This window comes from Undibacterium sp. JH2W (genome assembly GCF_049340425.1).
GTDB lineage: Bacteria > Pseudomonadota > Gammaproteobacteria > Burkholderiales > Burkholderiaceae_D > Undibacterium.
Genome location: NZ_JBMPOT010000015.1, coordinates 76,625 through 100,352, shown reverse-complemented (window position 1 = coordinate 100,352; position 23,728 = coordinate 76,625). Strand labels below are relative to the sequence as shown.

Genomic DNA, 23,728 nt, shown 5'->3' with positions numbered 1-23,728 from the left:
GTTTACTCCGCTGCGTCGGCTTCTGGTGCGCTGCCTTCTGCTTCATTTGCACCAGTATCAGCACCACCAGCCTCCAGAGCTGCATCTACGTCTGCATCTGTTTCCACGATACGTTGCAGGCCAGACAGCTTGGTGCCGTCTTCTACTGCAATCAGGGTCACGCCCTGGGTTGCACGGCCCATTTCACGGATTTCAGAAACGCGGGTACGTATCAGGATGCCACCGGTAGTGATCAACATGATTTCATCCGTTGTTTCTACCAGGGTAGCTGCTACAACCTTGCCGTTACGCTCGGAAGTCTGGATCGCGATCATGCCCTTGGTACCACGGCCATGACGGGTGTATTCAGTGATAGGTGTACGTTTGCCGTAGCCGTTTTCAGTCGCTGTCAACACAGATTGCTGTTCATTTTCAGCTACCAGCAAGGCAATGACCTGTTGGCCTTCATCCAGGTTCATACCACGTACGCCACGGGCTGTACGGCCCATAGGACGTACATCGTTTTCATCAAAGCGCACTGCCTTGCCGGAATCAGAGAACAGCATGACATCATGCTTGCCATCGGTCAGTGCCGCGCCGATGAGGAAATCGCCTTCATCCAGATCAACCGCGATAATGCCGGCTTTACGTGGGTTGCTGAAGTCAGTCAAAGGTGTTTTCTTGACTGTGCCCAGGCTGGTGGACATGAAGACATAATGGTCTTCAGGGAAAGTACGGTTATCGCCAGACAAAGGTAGGATGACTGTAATTTTTTCACCGTCCTGCAATGGGAACATATTCACGATAGGCTTGCCGCGTGAAGTACGCGAGCCTTGTGGCACTTCCCATACCTTCAGCCAGTACATGCGGCCACGGTTACTGAAGCACAGGATGTAATCATGGGTATTGGCCACGAAGAGTTGCTCGATCCAGTCATCATCCTTGGTCGCTGTCGCCTGTTTGCCGCGGCCACCGCGTTTTTGCGCACGGTATTCAGACAGGGGTTGCGACTTCATATAGCCGGTGTGCGACAGGGTCACGACCATGTCTTGCGGTGTGATCAGGTCTTCTGTACCCAGGTCAGTGGCATTATGGGTGATTTCTGAACGGCGTACGTCTTTATTGCCTTCGCCGTATTCATTGCGGGCCAGGGTCAGTTCATCGGTGATGATGACGGTGACGCGTTCTGGCTTAGACAGGATGTCGAGCAAATCGGCGATCTCAGCCATGACGTCTTTGTATTCATTGACGATCTTGTCTTGTTCCAGACCAGTCAATCGTTGCAAACGCATTTGCAGGATTTCTTGCGCCTGGTCGTCAGACAATTTATACAGGCCATCAGGCTGTATGCCGTAATGCTTGGGCAAATTCTCAGGGCGGAAAGCATCGATGCCACCAGAATTATCAGCCGCAGTACGCGTCAGCATCTCGCGTACCATGGAGCTATCCCAGGCACGGGTCATCAATTCCTGTTTCGCAATCGGTGGCGTAGGCGCAGCACGGATGATGGCGATAAAGTCATCGATATTTGCCAGCGCAACTGCCAGACCTTCCAGTACATGGCCACGTTCACGCGCTTTACGCAGTTCAAACAGGGTGCGGCGTGTCACTACTTCACGGCGGTGCGACAGGAAGCAGGACAGCATCTCCTTCAGGTTCAATAATTTAGGCTGGCCATTCATCAGGGCCACCATATTCATACCGAAAGTGTCTTGCAACTGCGTCTGCTTATACAGATTATTCAGTACCACATCAGGTACTTCGCCGCGCTTGAGTTCGATGACCACACGCATGCCCGACTTATCGGATTCATCGCGGATATCAGAAATACCATCGAGCTTTTTATCACGCACCAGCTCGGCGATACGTTCCAGCAAGGACTTCTTATTCACCTGGAAAGGCAATTCGTCAACAATCAGTGCCGTGCGGTTTTCTTTGCCAAACTCTTCAAAGTGGGTCTTGGCGCGCATAACAACGCGGCCACGGCCAGTGCGGTAACCATCGCGCACACCTGATACACCATAGATAATGCCGCCGGTAGGAAAATCTGGCGCAGGGATGATCTCTATCAGTTCATCTATCGTACATTCGGGATTGCGCAAGACGTGCAGGGCGCCATTGATGGTCTCGGTAATATTATGAGGCGGGATATTCGTCGCCATACCCACAGCAATACCTGATGAGCCATTGATCAGCAGATTCGGGATGCGGGCAGGCAGAACCGAAGGTTCTTTCTCTTTACCGTCATAGTTGGGGACGAAATCGACAGTTTCTTTTTCGATATCCGCCAGGATTTCATTGGCGATCTTGTCCAGGCGACACTCGGTATAACGCATCGCCGCAGCATTATCGCCGTCGATGGAACCGAAGTTACCCTGGCCATCGACCAGGGTATAACGCAGGGAAAAGTCTTGCGCCATACGCACCAGCGTGTCGTAAATGGAGGCATCTCCATGGGGATGGTACTTACCCATGACTTCACCCACCACACGTGCACATTTGACGAAGGGGCGGTTATAGACATTGTTCATTTCGTGCATCGCGAACAATACACGACGATGCACAGGCTTTAAGCCATCACGCACATCCGGCAAAGCGCGACCTACGATAACGCTCATCGCGTAATCGAGATAGCTTTTGCGCATTTCTTCTTCAAGGGAAATCGGGAGTGTTTCTTTTGCGAATTGATCCATTGGCGGCCGGCGAATTAGAGCTTGGTTAATTAATAACGTCTTAATAAAGTCTTTAACTACGTCCTCAATAACATCTTATCAAGACTATTAAAGACTGACGTTTAACTCTTGATTCTAACATGCCTGCTATGCCGAATTCCATTTATAGCAATTAAGTCAGTCAAACTCGGTGATTAGCGCTAGTGTGGACTACAACACTGTCATTTAAATGACAGCTTCGTGGCAAATTTTTATGATTTAATCAAAACATAATAAAAAATACCCTAAAAATCCACGGAGACAACAATGTTGAAAAAATTGACAGCACTTTGCGTGCTTGCCGCCCTTACCCTGCCTGTCTCATTCGCATTAGCCCAAACCAGCGCATCAGCACCGGCAGCACAAAATGCGGAAGCCCCCGCCTCCGTAGCAGCAGTACCCCAGACTCCCTCTGCACCCCCAACACCTCCAGCCCCACCCAAGCGCTGCGACTTTGCACTCACGCTACAAAGTGATGAAATTTTTGAACACAGCAAATTAACGCAGTTATCTACACTTAATAGCAAAGGCAAAGAGCGCATAGACAATGAAGTCATGGCCAAGCTAGCCAACTGCGCAAAAGTCGATCTGATCGTCGTCAGTGGCCACACTGACTTGACTGGCAACCACCAGCAAGCCCAGAAATTGTCTGAAAAGAATGCAGATGCCGTGGTGGCCTACCTGGGCAGCAAGGGCCTGGATGCTCCCATGGATACCATGGGCATGGGTAAAACACAACAGATCAAGGCTTGTGACGACAAGTTAACAAAAGCCAAACTGGCAGAATGCCTGGCCCCCAATCGCCGCATTGTCATAGAGGGTCGGGGCCTCGCCAAGTAAGCCTGAAGCAAAAGCTCCATACGAACGGATAAAAGCAAAACATTTCTTTTATGGAACTGGTATTAGCTTGCCACATAGGTATTTCGTTGTCAAAATGAGACATATTTAACTAAGTGTAACTTTGCCGATTTAACAATTTTCGTCTTAAACTAGCTAAATATGGCAAAATAGCGTCAATGTTGATAAATGGCCTGATGATGTTTGACGAAATAGTAATGTCATCATCGCCGTGTTAATATCTGGTTTTATGCAGTAATTTCGCGCAGTTCATCTGCGGTAATAATCTCACCCGAGAGGAGAAATATGAAAAATTTAGTCAAGCTCGTTATCGCAGCGTCCGCAGTAGCATCCTTTTCTGCTTCCGCACAACAAATCACAGACATCATGGCTAACAAGCCATACAGCGCCTATGTACAAGATGGCCGCGGTGTAATTGCACGTGACCCATTTGGTCTGTGCTGGCGCACTGGCTACTGGACACCTGCTGACGCAGTTCCAGGTTGCGATGCACCACTGGTACAACCAGCACCGGCAGTTGTAGTAGAGCCAGCCAAGCCAGAAGTTAAACCTGAACCACCAAAAGTAGTTGCGGCTCCTGCACCTACTTCTGAAAAAGTAACGTTCGCAGCTGATGCATTCTTTGATTTTGACAAAGCAGTTCTGAAACCAGAAGCTAAAGTCAAACTCGACGACATGGCATCCAAATTGAAATCCATCAATCTGGAAGTTGTGATTGCTGTTGGTCACACTGACTCTGTAGGCTCTGACGAATACAACCAAAAATTGTCTATCCGTCGCGCTGAAGCAGTCAAAGCTTACTTGGTAAGCAAAGGTATCGAAGCCAACCGTGTTTACACCGAAGGCAAAGGCAAAAAACAACCAGTAGCTGACAACAAAACAGCTGATGGTCGCGCCAAAAACCGTCGCGTTGAAATCGAAGTTGTTGGTACACGCAACGTTAAGTAATTCTGTAATTGAAGCCTGGCTTCTGAAAAACCCGCTTCGGCGGGTTTTTTTATTTGTGCTGGCACTATTCAAGCCTAGATCATTTCCACTTCATGTTTGTTCTTCACCAATGCGATATCAGCCTTAATCGCCTACAATAGCGGTTTTGCAGCTTATGCCCTGACCCGGCACTTCAAACCACATCATGTCGACCTTGAACGCTGACCCCGCAGAAATCCAGAAATTTAGTGAACTTGCCCATCGCTGGTGGGACCCGACTTCCGAATTCAAGCCCCTGCATGAAATCAATCCTTTGCGCCTGGAATGGATCAACCAGCGTGTACCATTGGCAGGCAAGCAAGTCATCGACGTTGGTTGCGGTGGTGGCATCCTGGCTGAATCCATGGCAAAAAAAGGCGCAACCGTCACCGGCATAGATTTGTCCGACAAAGCACTCAAGGTAGCCGACTTGCATGGCCTGGAATCTGGCGTGAGCGTACGTTATAAAAAGATCGCCGCCGAAGATATGGCAGAAGCAGAAGCTGGACAGTTCGATGTCGTCACCTGCATGGAAATGCTGGAACACGTGCCTGACCCGGCATCCATCATCAAGGCTTGCGCCAAGATGGTCAAACCCGGTGGCCATGTTTTCTTTTCCACCCTGAACCGCAATGCCAAGGCCTATCTGTTCGCCGTCATCGGTGCAGAATACCTGCTGCAAATGCTGCCCAAGGGCACGCATGACTATGCCAAGTTCATTACCCCGGCAGAACTGTCGCAAGATATACGCAATGCAGGGCTAGAATTACATGCGATGAAGGGCTTGAGTTATAACCCCCTCACCCAAATCTATTCACTGAATGCCGATACCAGCGTCAACTACATGGTTGCCTGTACACGCCCAATATGAATAACGATTTAGCTTGAACAACACCACGCCTTCATCAAACATGAAGGCCAGCTTTTGATCTCTTTGATCCTTTATTATGCAAACTCCACAAGCAATTCTGTTTGACTTGGACGGCACCCTGGCAGACACAGCCCCCGACCTGGCGGCAGCAGTCAATGTCATGCGCACCAACCGCCAACTGGCACCTGTTCACTATCATAGCTTGCGCCCCCATGCATCCGCCGGGGCACGTGGCTTGCTCGGCGCAGGTTTTGGCATCACACCAGAACACCCCGATTACGAAGCCATGCGTGTTGAATTCCTGAACCAGTATGAATCCGCCATCGCCGAGCAAAGCAAATTGTTCAAGCAAGTGCCAGACCTCTTGCGCGGTCTGGATGTCATGGGCGTTTCCTGGGGCATCGTCACCAACAAGGCCATGCGCTTTACCCGCCCGCTGATCCCCTTATTAGATTTGCAAGAAGCGCGTTGCGTCATTGCTGGCGACACCACCCCGCATGCCAAGCCCCACCCTGCCCCCTTGCTGGAAGCAGCAAGGCAGTTGGGCATAAGATCCGAAAACTGCTGGTACGTAGGCGACGACCTGCGCGACATACAAGCCGCCGAAGCAGCAGGCATGACCAGCATCGCCGCCGCCTGGGGCTATTGCGGCGCGACCGAACCCAAACACTGGAAAGCCGACGCCATCATCGACAGCCCGCTGGAACTGCTGGAACTGGTACGTGCCAAACATTTACAAGCCGTTGGCTCTTGATTAATGCAAGACCATCCCTAAATGGGGTATACTGATACGACTTTGGGGACGACCTGGTTTCGACAGGGGTTGCAAAGCAGCGCAGGGCATACCGAGGCCAGACTACCTCGTAAATACAATCTGAACTATATAACTGCAAACGATAACTCGTACGCATTAGCCGCTTAATACCGGCTAACCTTACACCACTTCGTCCATAGGGTGGGCTGGCAACAGCAGTAAGGACATTCATATGGAATCGTCTTGAGCCGGGTTACTTGGCTCTTGATTAAATAATAGGTAACTCGTCCTGCCGCAGCGTGTGCGTCCGCGTCGTCAGGATTAAATCAAATGGCAGCACTAAGTATGTAGAACTGTCTGTAGAGTGCTTCTGGACGCGGGTTCGATTCCCGCCGTCTCCACCAAAATATTAAAAGCCATCCAATTTATTGGGTGGCTTTTTTATTTTGACGATCTGTGGAATTGAACCCGCGGGACGCGGGGATGAGTGTGGACAGATGAAAGCACCTGCGTGCTTTCATCTGCCTCACGAATCTGAGCAGCTTGCAAGCTGCGAAGTGGAGAGTGGGGAATTCGAGCTGCATGCAGCGAGCCCACGAGCGACATATCGCTTGCAAGCGATATGGCTGGCCAGGATGGCCGATTCCCGCCGACTCCACCAGAATACAAAGCCATCCAATTTATTGGGCAGCTTTTTTATTTTAACGATCTGCGTGAATTGAATCCGAGGGCCGCGTGGATTAGTGCAACAGGTAACAGCACCTGTGTGCTGTTACCTGCCTCACGAATCTAAGCAGCTTGCAAGCTGCGATGTAAGAGCAAGGGTTTCGAGCTGCAAGAAAACGGTGAGCATTAGCTCATTGTTTTTGTTTATACCACTTAAGCGGGACCTTCTGCCCCCCCGACTTAAGTAGTAAAGCGGTTGGGCGTAATGACCGAGGCAATGACGCGGAACGCGTATCCATTCCAAGGCTCAACTAAGCTAATGCAAAGGACTGCCTCTCCCACGATATAATCGCCGTTATGTTGAGCAAGGTAATACTCTTCGATCTCTGGATCAGTTACCGAAACCAGATGCCGTATTCCAAGCACGGAAAACTCTCCTCGCACACGTCGACGTGGTGGATTATCTCTTGAGGGATCGTTACAAGCTCCTTTAATTGAAGACAAAGCTTGGGGAATACATGAAATTACTCATTCCATTGTTTTCGATGATGGAGAGGAATTTATTAAGGAAGGCGACGAATTACGAAAACGAAATGTCGCCATGCGCTTAATAGAGATAAATATCACTCGCGTAGTAAATATTAAAAAGGAAACAAAATACGCGGATTTACGCCGCACCTCTGAATATGAATATATAGGACGCGGTTCTTATTGGGGTAATCCCTATTCAATGTTTGCAGAAGGGGACACGCGCGAGGAGGTAATTCGCAAGTTTAAATACGACTTCGACTATGAAAAATTCCCCAACAAAAGTAAATCAGAAGTTTTCAAATTGGTAGGGAAAAGGCTGGGTTGCTTTTGCAAACCCGATGCCTGCCACGGCGATGTGTTGGCCGACTTTCTGAATGAATGGGATGATGGGAAGTAATAGCTAAGTGCTCAAGTGAAAAAAGATTGTATTCATTCACTCTTACCCCAAACCGCTTCAACTGCCATTAATCGCTCTACCCAGGATTAAACCCTGAAGGAGTATTAAGTATGGTATTAAATTGTTAGTTTGCGCTGGATCATGACCCGTCCTCGCTCATCCTACCAACTTTATATAGGCATAAATTCCTGTTTGAATCCGATCGCTTCATCATCTTGATGATCTGGGGAATCACAACAATAGCCTCCAAGAAAAAATTTAGTAAATAAAATTTTACTTTACTGAATATGCTATATTCACATTCCCAAATAAATCTTGCCGAAGCCATAAAGGAGACTAAACATGGATAGTGAAGCTCTGGTGCAACTTGCGCTGGAAACTTTATCGTGCAGTCAAAAGGACCTCGCTATTCGCCTCGGAGTATCACCGACTCAGATTAGCAAATGGAAAAAAGGCGAACATATGTCCTATGACATGGCGGACAAGATTAGTGCGATAGCCAACATAGGTCATAAAGACCCTTCATTCGTGGTGTGGGCAGGCTCTCTCGAAGCAGCCATCAAATGGGAAAAGCTAATTCACTTTCTGGCTGAAGTCGCAGATGACGCTGCAGAAACTGGTTACAACACTGATCCATTAAGGGATGACTTGGACCTATTGTGCTGGCATACTTTCTATACCCTAAGAAAGATGGGCGTTGATTTGCCAAAAACGTTTCCCAACGATTTGGACATTGATTACGAAGAAGACCCAGATAAGCTGTGGGACCTGATTGAGAAAAATCCATATTCGTCATTAATCTACAAGATCTACAAATCGTTCACGAATGTGTATGGTTTCTACATCGCATACGTTTATGAGGTGGTTTTTGACGACGAGCTAGAGCTATGGGAGGCAGTAGGTTGTGACATTGATTCCTGTCTGCTGGAACTTGCCGCCGCCAAAATTGATATTGAGGGGATTAAGGAGTTAGCGACTAATTTCCAAGAATTCAAACACCTCACCACAAAAAACTATGAGGAATGGCTCAACGTCGTTAAAGAAAGAGCATTCCGCGGTGGTGTTCCACTACGAGCTGAACTTTTGAGCATGGTGTACGGTACCGATGAAGAACTTGGCAATAACGCGGAATCAGAAAGTCTAGGGCTTAACTCCTCACGGTTACATCCCGACATTTACATGAATGAACTCCTGTGCGGCATGAGGATGATTCATCAGGTCTTACCCGCCATAATGAAGAAGCTTGGCATGGACGACGAATTCACATTAGACACATCGGAGCTTCGAATCAAATAAAATCGAGTTATCTGTCGACGCTCTTTGCACTTCTCATTTTGCATTCTTACAACAACATCAAGCAAATGGTGCACGCAGTTCATATAACGATGATTCGTTGAGATAGCGACAAAAAGGCCAGGGTCAAATTTTACATTCATACATTTTAAAAGAATGTCTCGACCTTAATGTATTTCGCAGAAAGGACAAACACGCAAACAGCATGTACTCATTCCTTCTTCCCCCAAACCGCATCAACTGCCATTAATCGTTCCAATCCAGGATTAAGCCCTGAAGGAGCATCAAGCATGGCATTAAATTGGTGGAACTTTTCATCATCAAGATCGAAGAAAATCGGATTCAACAAGAAAGCCTGGGCACGTTCGCAGGCAACTTCAAGTATAAAATCTGAACGGTTTTTACCCAGCAAGTTCGCAGCCTGATCAATGAGATCTCTTTGCTCTGGAAAAGCAAGGATATTAATTGCAGCAGCGCGCATGACTAAGCTCCTCGTAATGACAACAGATATACACAACAATCAATTGCATAACTGGTATCAACATAATTGACAAGACGAATCCCAAGCAGCTCTGCCATTGCTAAAGAAAGATAAGAAGGCACCGCCAACTGTTTGTTGGGGTTATGTTGTTGCCTAGCATCCACCGTAAAATCCAAATAGCTTGCAGGCTACCAATTCAATTTGCGAGAAAATCAATTCCAGACTAATCCCTATCCGGTGTCCCAAGCGGAAATAACTGCCGATAAGGCCGTGCCTCTTCCACTGCCCTTGCGAATGATGGGCGGGTCAGCAGGCGGCTGCGGTAGGCGCGCAGTCTTGGATATTTTTCTGTGATCTGCTGGGTCCAGTCTGCATAGAAAAGTGAAGGTGCGGCGGCGCAGTCTGCCAGTGTGAAATTTTCGCCGCTTGCCCATGTGCCGATGTCGGGATGACTCTCCAGCCATGCATAGGCGAGGTCGAGTTTGCTGGCGGCGTGGGCCAGCCCTTCCTGTCTTTTTACGGTGTCACCTGTCAGTGCGGCGCCAACCGCATGCTGGACCGGGGTCATGACGTGCAGGTCGAGGTAGCGGTCAAGAAAGCGTACGTCCAGTGCCTGCATGGGGTCTGCGGGCAGAAGACGCACTGGGTCAGGGTGGGCTAGTTGCAGGTACTCGATGATGATGCTGGTCTCGACGACGTTACGCTCACCATCGACCAGCAGGGGGAATTTGCCCAGGGGCCAGCGTTGCAGCCACTCTGCTGTGTAGGCAGGTGTATCTGGCCCTATGCAGCGGAATTCAAAGGGCGTGGCATTCTCGTACAGTGCGATGAGTACCTTTTGGGTGTAGGAAGAAAAGGGGTGACCGTATAGTGTGAGTGACATGAGCTATGCCTTAACAAGGTGTTCGTTGATGACGTTCGCGTTGACCAGAAACTTATTTCAGAAAATCAGGATCATGTAAGCCTGCACGACTTCTACCCCATGCATTTGCATGCATGACCAATTAAAACCATTTCAGTGATAGTAGACAAGAAAAGACTAGCCTTGGAATCGCAGCCAGCTCCCATAATATCTGGCAGGTGCCAGCCATCAGATGTTAGGCTTTTCACTACTAATATGCCATGACTAAAATAACTCCCTTTAGAGAAATAATGGCATCAAAGAAAACCATAAGCACCTGGAAAAACGCTGAAGCGAGGCATACATTGATTTTCATGGAATTGCGTCTAAGCTGCCCAGTCTTTTCTTGGCAATAAAACCTGAGGTCAAACAAGCAAAAAATAAGAATTACTTCACCTTCTTCAATTGTTCCAGCATCTGCTTTTGCTGCGCCTCCAGCTCTTCAATGCGAACTTGTTGTGTCCTGGCCGATGTTTTTTCTGGTCCAGATTGTGTCGATTTTCCCGCACTCTCGACTATTATCATTTGCCTGTCAACAGATGCCGAGTTGAGTATATTGACCAGATCTACGTAGGCTTGAACTGGTGCATCTTTGTCAGCATCAATCAGTGCATAGATACCAGCATCGGTCTTTTTGGCTAGTACAATTGCCTCAGCCAGGTTGGTCTTTTTTTCGCGCCTGTAACTTACGCTCCCACCCTTTGGCTTTCCCGCTTTATCACTCAGTTGCAAGGCATAATCGCCAGTCGTAGAAATCTGGACGGTGATGTGTGCAGCGTTTGTGGCCAAGCTGGCTGTGGGTGCCTGTACCGTACACAGACTCGTTTCTGTAGTGATCGTAAATTTATTCTGCGCTTGCATGAACTGCGTGGATGCAATGTCTACCAGATATTGGAATCTGGCAGCTTGCTCCGCTTTGATATTGACTCTTATCTCACTTGCCACGCTCTTCATTTCCTGCATTTTTTTGTTCAATGCATCGACATCGCCTGAACTACCCAGCTTGCCTGATTTTTTGAGATTTTTATCCTTTTCAGAGCTGAGTATATATTCACCCTTTGCCGTCAGTGTGATGGTCAAAGAATTTGTCGCGGCTGCGTTGTTTACCGCAACCGGCGTCATATTATTTTTACTGCTTGCGCTGAAGGTCTGCGCATGGGAAACCATTGAGCAAGCAGTCGCCAGGCTGAGTAAAAGGAAAACATGTTTCATAATTATTCCAGATCCATAAAGATTTTTGCTGCAAAAAATCAAGCATTGATCATGTTTGAATCAGCATATCCTCGAACGATAGCCATAAGTCCAGTGCTTGTCAAAATCAATCCGGCGAGAACAAAGATTAGTCTTTATCACACAATTAAGTAGCCAAATACGCAGCCAAATAAAATACTTCACAAAAAAATAAGCCACCTCATGGTGGCTTATTTACAGATAAAGCTGTCACAAGCATGTGCAATCAGGCACGCACATATCTGCTCTCAACTGCGAAGGTGGTGGATGAGCTGCCTATAGCTTGTATGGTGAACAGTTCACCATTGCGCAGCATGAAGGCGCCCTGGCTGCTGCCGGATGAAACGTCTATGGTCTGGGTCAGGGTAGTGTCCTTGAAGACAAATTTCCATACGGTTTTACCATTGACCACGGAGGAAGATACGGCACTACCGACAAAGTTGATCGCGCCGCCACTGGCAGTCGCATTGACGACATCGACTGAAGAGGCGACGGTTTCGCCGGTCAGCATTTTGACGCTGGCATTGGCTTCTGTCCTGACATGTTGCGCGACCAGGAAAGGTGATGCGTAAGTGCCCGTGGCGACGATGGCACCCGTGCAATTGGCGTTCTCATAGTATTCCATTTTTTGAGAGACAGATAAGGCTGTGCCAGCACTGGTTGCGCTAATCGTTGTGGTAAAAATTTCGTGATTCTGGCAACCTTGATTCCAGACACCCACATATTTGCTCAGGGGGCCGCTACTGGCGTCAGCCGGTGTCACTGCGCTCGTGCTACCACCACCCGAACCACCACCACAGGCAACCAATAGCACAGCAGTCATTACACTCAAACCAATTAATTTAAATTCTTTCATTTTGCATCACTCGTTAGTATAAAAATAAGCCCTTCGCATTATGACAATTTTTTTAAAAAAAACTTGGCAAACAATTGCTTTTTTATATGAATTTAACAATTTCATACTCGTGGGGCAAAGCGATCCCTGATGTTTCTCATGTGACATAGACATGTGTCTTTATCACGACAAGCACAAGATCCAAGAAGTTTGCAAGGCCAGGATCAGGATCATTAAAAATCAGGATAATCTTCAAGATTAGGACTTACGCAAAATTGTCCCAGCAAGGCTATCACTGTGGGAAACATTCCTTGCAGGGGATGTTTGTTTCGTTGGCAGACAATATGTTGTCTGAAACTCCCAAAACACCGTAGCGACGAACACAGTACTTTAGTACCTAATTTGCTAAATGCAGGAGCTGCAACGCAGTTGGGGCGGTTTTGCGTAAGTCCTAAAGATCAAAAACATTGCCAATCTCAGCTTATAAAGGTCTCACAGGAGCACGCTTGACGCATAGTTCATGACGATATTGCAGCCTCCTGATTTTCTGGTTTTCAGTCGATTCAATTTGTTGCGATTGAAATGTGTCGATTTGTCATGATCTAATGTGCGATACTTTGTTTTTTGAAGTTGCATGTCTAAAGCACAAAAATCTCATTGAGTTCACATGGCTGGACGTGTGGTGGAAGCCAGCGATGGCTGGAAAATTCATTCACTGCCTGTTCGCCAATACTTGACCTTAGATCCCCCCAAAAAAATATTTATGACCAGCAAACAAGTCAAACAACAATTACAGCAAGACCTCGCGCTTTGGCGTGCCGATGGTCTGATTGAAAAATCTGCGTATGAACTCCTTTCCCTACGCTATGAAGTAAGCAAGTTCGGCCTGGTCGGGGTAGTGAAGTATTGCGGCATTTTTGGTGGATTTTGCGCTTTTCTTGGCTTGATGGGCTTAATCAGTGCCCTCTCACAATCAGTGGCGTTCGCGGCCTTGCTTGGTGCAGCCATCAGCATCGCTTTAAGCTGGGGTGGCTTGCGCCTGGCTGACGATGTGCAGCAACGCTATGCCACCTCCTCGAAGTTTATCGTCACTCTGGGCATCGCTTTTTGGGCCAGTACAGTGGGAGCGTTTTTGAGTGAAGTGCTGCACCTGGACTACGGTGTGGTGCTGATACTGACCGGATTGCTGACCATCCCACTGGCCTTTTACCTGGCTTACCAGCGCCACAACACCTATTTGCTGATTCAGGCCTTGCTGGTGCTGTTTCACTGGGTAGGCTCGTGGTCGGCCATGTTTGGTCGTTCCACTTATGCACTGGAAATCCAGGATCCAAAGATGATGAGTGTGGTCGCCCTCATCGCTATTGCCATAGGTTACGCGCATGAGCGCACGGCTTACCCCGCCACGGGACGGTTTTATCAGGCCTGGCAGGCAGTCGGGCTGATATACCTGAACATGTCGCTGCTGATTTTATCGGTCTGGCATCACGATCAAGCTGAGACTGTCTTCTGGGTCTTTGCGTTCAGCATCGCTACCGTTGCCCAGATAGTGGCAGGTGCACGTCTGCACAGTGGTTTGCTGCGTGGCTTTGGTATTACTTTTTTCGGCATCAATCTGTTTACCCGTTTTCATGAACATTTCTGGAACCAGCTTGATTTGGGCAGTTATCTGGCTGCTGGCGGCTTGCTGCTGCTAGTCACCGGTACGTTGATGGAAGTCATTTCACGTAGCCTGAACCAGACTGGCAACAGTGTTCAAAACACCGACGGAGGTGCGGCATGAACCAGCGCAGCCTCAACCGTGCCGTACACAATGAACTCGATGATCTGGTCGCACTCAAGATCATTGAGGCAAAACAAGTAGAACAAATCAAGCTGCGCTATCCGACCGAAGCCTGGAATATGCTGGCACTGGTGCGTTCATTCACGGTACTGGGCGTGTTGACCTGCGTGGCTGGCATACTCATTTTGCTGCGTGAACATATGAACTGGTGGCTGCTGGGTGAGGCCACCCTGGCAGGCGCTTTTGTGGGTGGGCTGGCTTTGGCGTACTGGCTTAAAACCCACCGCAATATGCCCATCCTGGCAGAAGCGCTGGAATTGGCAAGCGGTATGGCCTTGCAGGGCTTGAGTATCGTGCTGGCCCTGCATCATTCCAGTGGCAGCAAAAACTGGCCTGCACTGCTGGGTGTTGATGCGGCCCTGTTGTTGGCGCTGGCTTATGCACTGGCCAACCGCTTGCTGCTATGGTATTCGCTCGCGCTGTTCTTCTTCTTTTATGGGGCGGAAACGGGCTACATCTCTGGCTGGGGAGCTTATTACCTGGGCATGACCTATCCGACACGTTTTCTTGCCATAGGCGCTGGCGTGCTGGGCCTGGGCTGGCTACATATGGAATTTTTGCGCGGCCGTCTGGTGCCGTTTGCCCGGGTATATTTTCATTATGGCTTGCTGCTGATTAATCTGTCCTTATGGTTTTTAAGTGTGTTTGGTTATTACGAGAACCATGATGTGCGCTGGGACGATACCGAGGGCGAACGCCTGGCGTTTTCAGTCTTGTGGGCGGCAGTGGCCGGCGGCTCGGTATGGGCCAGCCTGCATTTCAATCTGCAACTGTTGCGTGGCTATGCCTACACTTTTTTAATGATTAATTTATATACCTTCTACTTCCAGTTCCTTGTCAGTAAAAGTCTATCACTCTGGTTTTTCCATTTATTGCTGGTGGGTGGCAGCCTGCTGGGTTTGGGAATCTATGTAGATGGGCTGCGCAAGAAAGGCTCTGTGCAAGCTGAGTAATTGAGTAATTGCGCTTGGCAACTAGCTTACCCTAAGGTGTCAGCAGCTGTATTTGGCTAGGTTGCAGATATTGCCCTCGTTTTTTCGCGGCTGAAGCCGCTCCTACAGAATGTATGGGATACCCGGTTGGTTCCGGGCATCCCCTTCTCGGCATGCCGACGTTTTGCGTTTGTCATGCCCATCGTTTACTCCTGATTCGTGAGCAAATCCAGAGCGAGAAAGTAAACAATCAAATTGTTGCTAATTTTACACAAATACAAATCACATCAAAGAAAGCATCTATAATGACAACAAATATCAAATTTGCAATTTATTGACGGAATTCTGACAACAGCAACAATCATTGCTGATTAGCGAGGGCTAAATGAAAATCCCAAAAATAAAACTGAAAATACGGCATGGCTTTTTGCTGTTGATCTTGTTGTTCGTCCTTCCACCTTTGATCATCGTGCTGACCCAGCACTGGGAAGTGTCTGACAGCGATCCTGATCGCGGAGCAGTGACGGTGAAGCAGGATGTGTTCGGCGACAGTGCCAGCAAGATTGTGTACCTGAAACAAAACTGGAAACCTGAGCAAAGCCTGTGGTTCTATACCACCACCCAGGGCTCAGATTTACTACCTTATGATTTTTTCCTGGTGCTGGAACAGGCTGATAAGCCAGAGTTGTTTCGCAGTGATGAAAACATCAATCGCTACCGTTACCTGCCTCAGAAAAAAACCTCAAGCAACCCTGATGCCTTGCCCGTAGGCTTTGTCAAAGACAATTACCTGAGCAAAAATTACATGGGTTTTACCTGTGCGGCTTGCCATACTGCGCAAGTCAATTTCAAGGGTACAGGCATGCGCATTGATGGTGGCCCGGCCAGCGCTGACATGCAGGGTTTCCTCAATGGCCTGACTGCGGCGATGGTGGCTGTCAGGGACAAACCGGACGTGCAAAAACGTTTCGTGAAGGCTGTCATGGCGCTGGGTGCCTACAGCAGCGAAGCGGATATCATTGCCGATATTAAAACCTATACCCTGCGCCTGACCAGTTATAACGTCATCAATCACAGTCCTGTCGATTATGGCTATGCCCGGCTGGATGCTTTTGGCCGCATCTATAACCGCACGCTGGAACATCTGCTGAACCGCAAGCAAATCGAAGAAGTGCTGGGTAAAATATTGACCGAGGATGAAATGAATACGGCACTGGCAGGTATAGGCCAGGACATCAGTTCTGCCGATCGCGACAAGATCATAGAAAGAGTGGCGACCTCGGCCAAGAATATCGTCAAGCTCAGGCAGGAATTATTCATCAAGGCAGATGCACCTGTCAGCTATCCCTTCTTATGGGATATTGCCCAGCATGATTATGTGCAGTGGAATGGCCTGGGCGGTAATGGTGGCCTGGGGCCACTGGGGCGCAATACGGGAGAAGTGATAGGCGTGTTTGGTTCGCTGGACTGGCATGAGGGCAGGCACTTTTCTCTCAGCTCATTGCTCACGGGTCAGGGCTGGGCCAAGAAGGTGGTTGAATATAATAGCTCGGTCAATACAGAGAATTTACGCCGTATAGAAAACCAGCTGACAGAACTACAGTCGCCCAAATGGCCGCAAGAAATTCTGGGCAATCTGGACCAGACCCGCATCAAACGTGGTGAAAAACTGTTTGCCAGTTATTGTATCCGTTGCCATGCTGAGATAGAACGCACTTCGCCACAAAGGCGTGTGGTGGCCCATATGTCCAAGCTGGAAGAAGTCGGCACCGACCCTACCATGGCCGATAACAGCATCAAGTATGAAGGGTATTCAGGCATCTTGCGCAATCAATACGTGGGTGCCGGTGTAGGTGATGTCTTGCTCGACAAAAAAGCTCCTATTGCTGCCCTGCTGACCAAGGCAACTTTGGGTGTGGTCACTACGCCAGATGCCGATAAGGGTTTTATACGCCGCTGGTCTGAGTGGCTGCATAATATTGTCCAGGCCTGGTTTGGCAATGAAATTCATGACTCGAACAAGCATGGCAATTACAACCCTGATACGACGATGGCGCCCTACTCTTCACTGCAAGCCTACAAGGGGCGTTCATTGAATGGCATCTGGGCAACCGGGCCATATCTGCATAATGGTTCTGTGCCTACCCTGTATGATTTACTGCTGCCAGCGACCTGCCCTGCAGATCAAAAAGATGCAGAATGCCGCCCTGAAAAATTCCTTGTAGGCTCACGTGAATTTGATGCAGAAAAAGTCGGCCTGAGGAGTAGTGGGTATGAAGGTTTTACTTTCGATACCAGGTTGAATGGCAACCGCAATTTTGGCCATGAATACGGCACCAAGGCAGCAAAAGAACCTGGCGATTTGCCTATGCTGACGAAAGAGCAAAGACTGGATTTGCTGGAGTATTTGAAGGCCCAATAAAATGCTCGCTACAAGGTTCAGCGCAAGACTCAAAACAGTTTGACATCACTGGTGTTGGCCCACCGTCAGCACCAGTGAGCTAATCCATTCTGGCACCAAGCCATCCTTTGACTATATCAAAGGTCTTGATAGCTGCTGGCCAAGTAGCGCTTGCAGGCTGGAGACGCCCTGGCATCTCCCGATCACCTCAATGTTACAAACACTTACCAGTATCCTCACTTTAAATATTGACCCAATCCATATTCGCCGGATAATCCATTGCCTTATGGCATTGCTATCGAAATACCTTGCTTGTCAGCAGGATAGACCTCGCCTGGGTAGCCAGCGGGTTTGCTACTGTCCACAATCCATGGCTTATTTAATATCAGTTAGCCCAAGTTCTCTGACCACCACTTCCATTTCCTTGAAAAAGAAAGTGAGTTATCCCCTCATGACGACACAGAATTCCCCTACCTTAGGTCAGCACAAGCTGAGTATATTGGCAAGCTGTATGGCCACCATCATGTTAAGTGCTTGCGGCGGCGCTCCCAATGGAGCCACTGCAAATAAAGACATGGCGCGGCTAGGTCTGAATAATGGCGACTCAGCCAGCCTGAAGGCAATTCCTGCTGGGCCACCGCCAGCAAGCCAATTGGTCGCGACATTCGACAGCAATTTGCTAAAAAGCAGATATAGCCAGACTTGCACCGCCAACCAAAAACCGGACTTCATCTCAGTCCTGCCCATGGTATTCGGCAAAATCTATCCTGAAGACTGTGCTATTGCAAATAATACGTCACCCGTCTTGCAATGGCCTGCAGGGAATATCTATCCTGCCGCCACGGATACCACTCCATGGAATATACAGATCAATAAAGACGGCAAGTCTTATTTGACAGCCAGCAGCAAATTCCCGCACTTCCAAATTCCTGCCGAGCTTCCCGCTGGTGAATATCAATGGACAGTCAACTACAAGGCTAGTAATGGCAACATCATCGCCAGTAGTCCACGTCGTTTTTTTGTTGATGTCAGTGCAGTATCCTTACCTATCATCACGCCGAAAAATATCGTAGACGCTGCAAAAATAGCGAGCCGTCCACGTGGTTTGCCACACAATGTCAGCCGTGAGCAAATGCTCGACAACATCACCAGCAATGCAACAGCCCCTTTTGCTGTCTTGAACGCCAAAATTAAAACGATACAAGCACAAAAAGTAATTACCGAGCCTCCTATGATGCAGCCCGGCGACTTCACTGTGCCGACGGACTATACGCGCTGGGTCAACTCCTTGAATACGACAGCCACCACCGCCGCAAGTGAAATCGCCTACCTCGGCTATATGGCAGCACTGACAAATGATTCCACTACCAAGGCAGCTGGCAAAGCCAGGTTGCTGGAGATGACAAAATGGGATGCAGACAAGGGCACGACCAGCTTCCAGTTTCAGGATCAGGCTGCCAGACAAGTACTGCTAGGCTTAGCCAAGGGATATGACTACTTTTACGCAGACCTGAGTGCGCAAGAACGTGATCAAGTGATTGCTGTCATCAAGAACAGAACCAAGCAGATGGTTGCGCTGATCACCAGCATACATACGAAAAAATTGAATTCGCATGGGGTGACTGATGTAGGTTTCATGGTTAATGTCTTGTTGCTGCTGGCTGGTGACAGTAACTTCCCTGAAGCAGAAACTTATTTGACAGATGCCTACAATACTTTCCTGATCAGCAGCACCGCATTCGGCGGTGATGACGGTGCCTTCCAGAATGGTAATGGCTATGGCTGGTATGTGGCTACCCTGCTGGAAACCCTGGTCACCATCAAATCAGTGACAGGTATAGATCTCAGCAGTCTGCCGTATTATGCAAAATATCCAGATTACCTGATGGCTTTCACCGCGCCTTTATACAAGGAGTTGATGGTGCCATTTGGCGATGACCACGCCTATACGTATTTTTATCTGGCTTCTTCCTTTGACACCTTGCAACCTTATGCATTATTCACCCAAAATGCCTATCACCAATGGTATTTTGAAGCAAATGCACAGAATGCCACTAATCAGACGCTGCGACCTGTTACTTACTTTAATCTGGTGGGAATGGGCCAGCGCCCGGTAACTAAAAAAACACCAGATAAAAATAACTGGTACTTCCCGGATGCAGGCCTGGCTTCACTGACCACAGATATCAGCAATGCTAACAGGTCCAGCCTGGCTTTCAGGTCCAGCAAATGGGGTGCCTATAACCATTCTTATGCAGACCAGAACAGTTTCACCCTGGTATCGAATGGCAAGGACATGCTGATCAGCAGCGGCTATTATTTCTCATACGGCTCGCCTCATCATTTGCAGACCAGGGCCAGCAAGTCGCACAATGTACTCACTTTTGACGGTGGCATAGGCCAATCTGAAGCGGCATCCAGTGCCATCCCCTTGAAACCGACCAACCCGGTCGACACCACAGATTCATCTGGCGACCTGATCAATGGTGGAGAGGCGAATGGCATTGCCATTGTCACCGGTGATGCAGCCAAGGCTTATCGTCGCCAGGCACCGGCACCGACCAACTGGGTGCCTTTGCTCAACAATGCGATACGCTCAATAGCCTATTTCAAGGAAGAGAAAATCAGTGTTATCTATGACTGGGCGACCAGTACCACACCGAGAAAATGGGAATTGAACTTCCACGCCTTGCAGGCATTTGATTTAAGCACACCGGGTTTTGCCAAAGTGGTCAATGGCAATTCATCGATTTGCATTTATCATCAGAATTTCCCATCCAGCATGGCGACCACAGACCAATTTGAAGTACCAGCAGACCCACCTAGTGGAACCCTGGCACCCAATCAATTCCATTTGCGCTCAACCGCCAATCAGGCGTCAACAGAGTTGAGCACAGTCACCGTCATCAAGGAAAATTGCTCAGCCACAGCAGTGAATGTCAGCATCAATGGCAGCGATGCCGTCGTCAGCATAGGTAGCAAGGGTGTGGAATTCAATCAGAAAGTGGTGAACATATTCAATAACTAAAACAGATCATGTTTATATATTGAAACTGGTCAATCTATAGAAAAAGCCACCTGATATCAGGTGGCTTTTTCATTGTTACTGGCTACTTCAGTACTTCAAAAAAACTATTCTTTTCCAGGATTACGCAAGGAGCGACTCAATTGCGTGAAATGCGGCAGGCTTGTCGTTTCTTGCACAGGCTTGGTCGCAGTGAGTGTTGCCCTTACTGGTTTGTTTGCCGTGCTTGCCACCGCTTCAGTGGCAATCTCGGCTGCAGGTCTTTCCAGGAACTTATAGAGCAGGCTGCGCTGCCCTGCCGTCAGGTCGCGTGTTACCGGCATGAATAAATAACTTTCAAATGCAGCAGGATCGGTCAGACGGCGCAGTATCGAGGCATAGCCATGTATCTGCGCCGGATTGGCCAGGTCCAGCCAGTTATCCATGCAGGGGGCCATGGCATTCCAGTTGATGAGCACGTGTTTGTAGACATTGTCCCAGGTGGCTGGCAGGGCAGCAATATCACTGTCGGCAGCTCGCACACGCACATAGGCATAGGTGTAGATCTGGGTGCTCAGGCCATCTTTTGGTGCAGGTACGTCTTTACCAGGCACCGGGATATAGGCATATACCTGACCTTTGCTGGCGTCAGCCTTGACACGCAAGCTACCTTCCCCATCAGTATGCAGGTTTTGCGTGGCGGTTACCGTGCTGCCATCTGCCGACATCTGGAACAAGGTGACATCGCTGGCCTGGAACAAGGGCTTGCCATGTTTATACGCCTGGAACTTGACTGAATTTGCCGGCCCCTGATCAAGATACAGGTTAGGCGTGCGTGGTATCAGGCGCACGGGAGCTTCTGCCAGCAAGACTTTGCCATCAGCGGTGCGCAACTCCCAGTCAGCCTGAGCGGCTTCAGTAGCATGGTCAATGTTCATGCTGACTATACCTGAGCCTGCCTCATAGGCAGCGCGGTCATACTGGTTGTAGTTGAGGCTGCCCAGCAAATATTCTTTCTTGCTTAGTTTGTCGACGGCAAAGAGTTGTAATGTACCCCAATCATATTTTTTCAAATCAGCCCCGGTTTCGCTGACGCTATTGGACAAGTCCAGGCTGACCTGGTTTTTATCCAGGCGCGCATGGGCAGCCGCAAACAATGGCCTGACTTTGGGTAGCGGCGGCAGCAGTGCCCTGTCACCTGGTTCATGCATGGGCTCCCCTGTGCGCCAGACGCCAATAGTGCCGACTACCATGCTGCGCGCCGGATTGGGTTGAAAACCGCCAGCCATCAATTTGTCGTACAACTGCGCAGACTGAGCGTCACCAGATCCATCGACGGCATTACTGAGCGTAGGGTCGTCAAAATAGATCGTGCGATAGGCGTTGAAACTGATGACCAGGCCTTGTGCATCTGGTTCTTGCAAGGCGTGTTGCAAGGCAGCCAGGGCGGCACTTTTGTGGCCATCAATTTTCAAACCTGCTGTTGCGAACGAGGTTTGCCAGTTGACTGAAGCCCCACCAGCAGTATAGCCAAATGAATTGCGTGCGAAATTGATATAGCGTGCCGTAAAGCGCTCATTGCGCGGTGCGACGATGCGGCAACCGCCGTCTATACCAAAACTGACGGCATCAAAAAACAATTGCGAGGTGCAGGCACCATAGGGTTCCAGGTCTATCAACATGGCATTCAGGCTGCAGGGTGCACCACAGAGTTTGTCTGTCGTCACCAGGCCATGGCCGAGGTCAACGGAGGATACAAAGGCATCAAAGAACTTGACCCTGTGCGTGCCATGCGGGTTCCAGTTGCCAACGGTTTTTACTGCATCAATGGCAGACTGGCGAAACTGGCTCATGCTCTCGGGTGGTGTCAACACCGCTTGAGATGTGTCTTCATTATAAAAATTCTCGTAATTATTGGTGACGATGGGGTCCCAGGAAATTTGCCCCTTGAAATGGATACGCGGTATTTGCAGGATACTCATGCTGTTCTCTCCCGTGTCAGATTTTTTTGTAGATGAAGGCCGGACCAGCAACTTTGTGCTTGTCTGCCAGAGGGGCATGCAAAGCCTGGATGGCTGCCATGCGCAAATCAAACATTTTGCGCACCGCTATCCCCAGTTGCGCCGCATTGCCATTCAAAGCCAGGTTCAGGGAATCAACCATGGCGCTGTAGGCGATGGTGCAAGCGTCTTGCGCCTCCCTGGCAGCGGCTGGTTCTTTGGAAAAATCATGCAATTGCGGATCAGCAATCGCGGGAAATACCTTGTCATAGTCCACACCCAAAGGCCCGCCCCAGGAAAAACCTTGCGGTGAATCACTGCTGGTCAATACCTGGTTGCGATAGATTTCTTCAAAGCGATAGAAGTGCGCCAGTTCCTTGCCAAAATCCAGCGGGTCAGTACTGCTGCCCTCGCCTTCGGAAATAATGGTCTGGATCGCCCTATGTGCATCTGCATAATTATTCACGGCAAATAATTGGCCAGGAAAGAATTGCTTGTCGGCGATCTGGTTGCGGCCTGCCTGCCAGGCCGTGGCAGGCAAGGTTTTCAAGTAGGCGTCCAGGGCTTCGTAGAACTGCCCTATGGTGACGGCCTTGACTAAGGGTGCTGCAGCCAGTGTCTTTAACTGCGGGAAATCGATAGGATCAACCGGCATTTCTATATTCATGCCCTGTTGCATGGCAGGCTTGCCAAACGGCAGGATATGCAGGGTCAGGACCTTGCCGTCATGCCCTATATCCCCAGGCAAAGGGCCGGGATAAGTGGGCGGATTGAGCTTGGGGCTGCCACCCAGGGCATTGAGTATATTTGCCGCCAGGCACAGATGTATCATTTCCTGGTGGGTAATCGATTGCAGGCGCGCCATGGCTGGCCCATTGCTACCTGGCAGTATCGTCAATTGCGCATACAGATACGGTGGCAGCGTACCGAATTCTACATTGATGGCCGTTTCCAGCATGGCCTGCGCCTGGGCAATACTGGTAATGGGCGCTAGCTTTAACAGTATCATGTTCCCTCCTTGCAGGCTTTGGGATAAACGGCGGGAATTTGCGTGTTCATATGACTTTCTCCTAGT

18 protein-coding genes and 1 other RNA gene are annotated in these 23,728 nt (G+C 49.1%); 11 read left to right on the top strand and 8 right to left on the bottom strand.

What is annotated here, in order from left to right; genetic code table 11:
• Positions 1–2: 2 nt before the first annotated feature.
• On the bottom strand, positions 3–2,672 hold the full coding sequence (gene gyrA, locus ACO0LC_RS21715; protein ID WP_423007002.1) for a DNA gyrase subunit A: 2,670 nt from the start codon (positions 2,670–2,672) through the stop codon (positions 3–5).
• A gap of 285 nt (positions 2,673–2,957) precedes the next feature.
• On the opposite strand from gyrA, the gene ACO0LC_RS21710 reads away from it, so the two are divergent.
• The 5 genes from ACO0LC_RS21710 to ssrA all read left to right on the top strand — a co-directional run bounded on the left by ACO0LC_RS21710 (position 2,958) and on the right by ssrA (position 6,543).
• Positions 2,958–3,530, top strand: a complete 573-nt coding sequence (locus ACO0LC_RS21710; RefSeq protein ID WP_423007000.1) for an OmpA family protein — start codon at positions 2,958–2,960, stop codon at positions 3,528–3,530.
• Between the two features lie 303 nt (positions 3,531–3,833).
• Positions 3,834–4,496 carry an outer membrane protein OmpA gene (ompA, locus tag ACO0LC_RS21705; RefSeq protein WP_423006998.1) on the top strand — a complete coding sequence of 221 codons (663 nt, stop codon included), beginning with the start codon at positions 3,834–3,836 and terminating at the stop codon, positions 4,494–4,496.
• A 184-nt stretch (positions 4,497–4,680) separates the two neighbouring features.
• The gene (ubiG, locus tag ACO0LC_RS21700; RefSeq protein ID WP_423006996.1) at positions 4,681–5,385 is read left to right on the top strand and encodes a bifunctional 2-polyprenyl-6-hydroxyphenol methylase/3-demethylubiquinol 3-O-methyltransferase UbiG; all 705 of its coding nucleotides are present in this window, start codon (positions 4,681–4,683) and stop codon (positions 5,383–5,385) included.
• Between the two features lie 76 nt (positions 5,386–5,461).
• Positions 5,462–6,139 carry an HAD family hydrolase gene (locus ACO0LC_RS21695; RefSeq protein WP_423006994.1) on the top strand — a complete coding sequence of 226 codons (678 nt, stop codon included), beginning with the start codon at positions 5,462–5,464 and terminating at the stop codon, positions 6,137–6,139.
• A gap of 44 nt (positions 6,140–6,183) precedes the next feature.
• Positions 6,184–6,543, top strand: a transfer-messenger RNA (tmRNA) gene (ssrA, locus tag ACO0LC_RS21690).
• A 502-nt stretch (positions 6,544–7,045) separates the two neighbouring features.
• Here the strand turns inward: ssrA and ACO0LC_RS21685 are convergent.
• Positions 7,046–7,309, bottom strand: coding sequence for a dual OB domain-containing protein (locus tag ACO0LC_RS21685; RefSeq protein ID WP_423006992.1), 264 nt, complete (start codon positions 7,307–7,309; stop codon positions 7,046–7,048).
• On the opposite strand from ACO0LC_RS21685, the gene ACO0LC_RS21680 reads away from it, so the two are divergent.
• Positions 7,221–7,733 (top strand): DUF4326 domain-containing protein, encoded by a 513-nt coding sequence (locus tag ACO0LC_RS21680; RefSeq protein ID WP_423007124.1) that lies wholly within the window; start codon positions 7,221–7,223, stop codon positions 7,731–7,733. The genes ACO0LC_RS21685 and ACO0LC_RS21680 overlap by 89 nt on opposite strands.
• Positions 7,734–8,075: 342 nt before the next feature.
• Complete coding sequence (locus ACO0LC_RS21675) at positions 8,076–9,029, top strand: helix-turn-helix domain-containing protein (protein WP_423006990.1); 954 nt, start codon at positions 8,076–8,078, stop codon at positions 9,027–9,029.
• A 208-nt stretch (positions 9,030–9,237) separates the two neighbouring features.
• Here ACO0LC_RS21675 and ACO0LC_RS21670 read toward each other — a convergent pair whose 3' ends face one another.
• The 4 genes from ACO0LC_RS21670 to ACO0LC_RS21655 form a co-directional block, all read right to left on the bottom strand.
• On the bottom strand, positions 9,238–9,507 hold the full coding sequence (locus ACO0LC_RS21670; RefSeq protein ID WP_423006988.1) for a DUF1778 domain-containing protein: 270 nt from the start codon (positions 9,505–9,507) through the stop codon (positions 9,238–9,240).
• Positions 9,508–9,730: 223 nt separating this feature from the next.
• Positions 9,731–10,390 carry a glutathione S-transferase family protein gene (locus ACO0LC_RS21665; protein ID WP_423006986.1) on the bottom strand — a complete coding sequence of 220 codons (660 nt, stop codon included), beginning with the start codon at positions 10,388–10,390 and terminating at the stop codon, positions 9,731–9,733.
• Between the two features lie 405 nt (positions 10,391–10,795).
• The gene (locus tag ACO0LC_RS21660; RefSeq protein ID WP_423006984.1) at positions 10,796–11,662 is read right to left on the bottom strand and encodes a hypothetical protein; all 867 of its coding nucleotides are present in this window, start codon (positions 11,660–11,662) and stop codon (positions 10,796–10,798) included.
• Between the two features lie 202 nt (positions 11,663–11,864).
• The gene (locus ACO0LC_RS21655) at positions 11,865–12,494 is read right to left on the bottom strand and encodes a hypothetical protein (RefSeq protein ID WP_423006982.1); all 630 of its coding nucleotides are present in this window, start codon (positions 12,492–12,494) and stop codon (positions 11,865–11,867) included.
• 742 nt (positions 12,495–13,236) lie between these two features.
• Here ACO0LC_RS21655 and ACO0LC_RS21650 point away from each other — a divergent pair.
• The 4 genes from ACO0LC_RS21650 to ACO0LC_RS21635 all read left to right on the top strand — a co-directional run bounded on the left by ACO0LC_RS21650 (position 13,237) and on the right by ACO0LC_RS21635 (position 20,677).
• Positions 13,237–14,256 (top strand): hypothetical protein, encoded by a 1,020-nt coding sequence (locus ACO0LC_RS21650; protein WP_423006980.1) that lies wholly within the window; start codon positions 13,237–13,239, stop codon positions 14,254–14,256.
• On the top strand, positions 14,253–15,269 hold the full coding sequence (locus ACO0LC_RS21645) for a hypothetical protein (RefSeq protein ID WP_423006978.1): 1,017 nt from the start codon (positions 14,253–14,255) through the stop codon (positions 15,267–15,269). The genes ACO0LC_RS21650 and ACO0LC_RS21645 overlap by 4 nt, the downstream gene beginning before the upstream one ends.
• A gap of 364 nt (positions 15,270–15,633) precedes the next feature.
• Positions 15,634–17,670, top strand: a complete 2,037-nt coding sequence (locus tag ACO0LC_RS21640) for a di-heme-cytochrome C peroxidase (RefSeq protein ID WP_423006976.1) — start codon at positions 15,634–15,636, stop codon at positions 17,668–17,670.
• A 430-nt stretch (positions 17,671–18,100) separates the two neighbouring features.
• The gene (locus tag ACO0LC_RS21635; RefSeq protein WP_423006974.1) at positions 18,101–20,677 is read left to right on the top strand and encodes a DUF4962 domain-containing protein; all 2,577 of its coding nucleotides are present in this window, start codon (positions 18,101–18,103) and stop codon (positions 20,675–20,677) included.
• A 104-nt stretch (positions 20,678–20,781) separates the two neighbouring features.
• Here ACO0LC_RS21635 and ACO0LC_RS21630 read toward each other — a convergent pair whose 3' ends face one another.
• The gene (locus tag ACO0LC_RS21630; protein WP_423006972.1) at positions 20,782–22,635 is read right to left on the bottom strand and encodes a hypothetical protein; all 1,854 of its coding nucleotides are present in this window, start codon (positions 22,633–22,635) and stop codon (positions 20,782–20,784) included.
• Positions 22,636–22,651: 16 nt separating this feature from the next.
• Positions 22,652–23,662, bottom strand: a complete 1,011-nt coding sequence (locus tag ACO0LC_RS21625) for a ferritin-like domain-containing protein (RefSeq protein WP_423006971.1) — start codon at positions 23,660–23,662, stop codon at positions 22,652–22,654.
• Positions 23,663–23,728 lie beyond the last annotated feature (66 nt).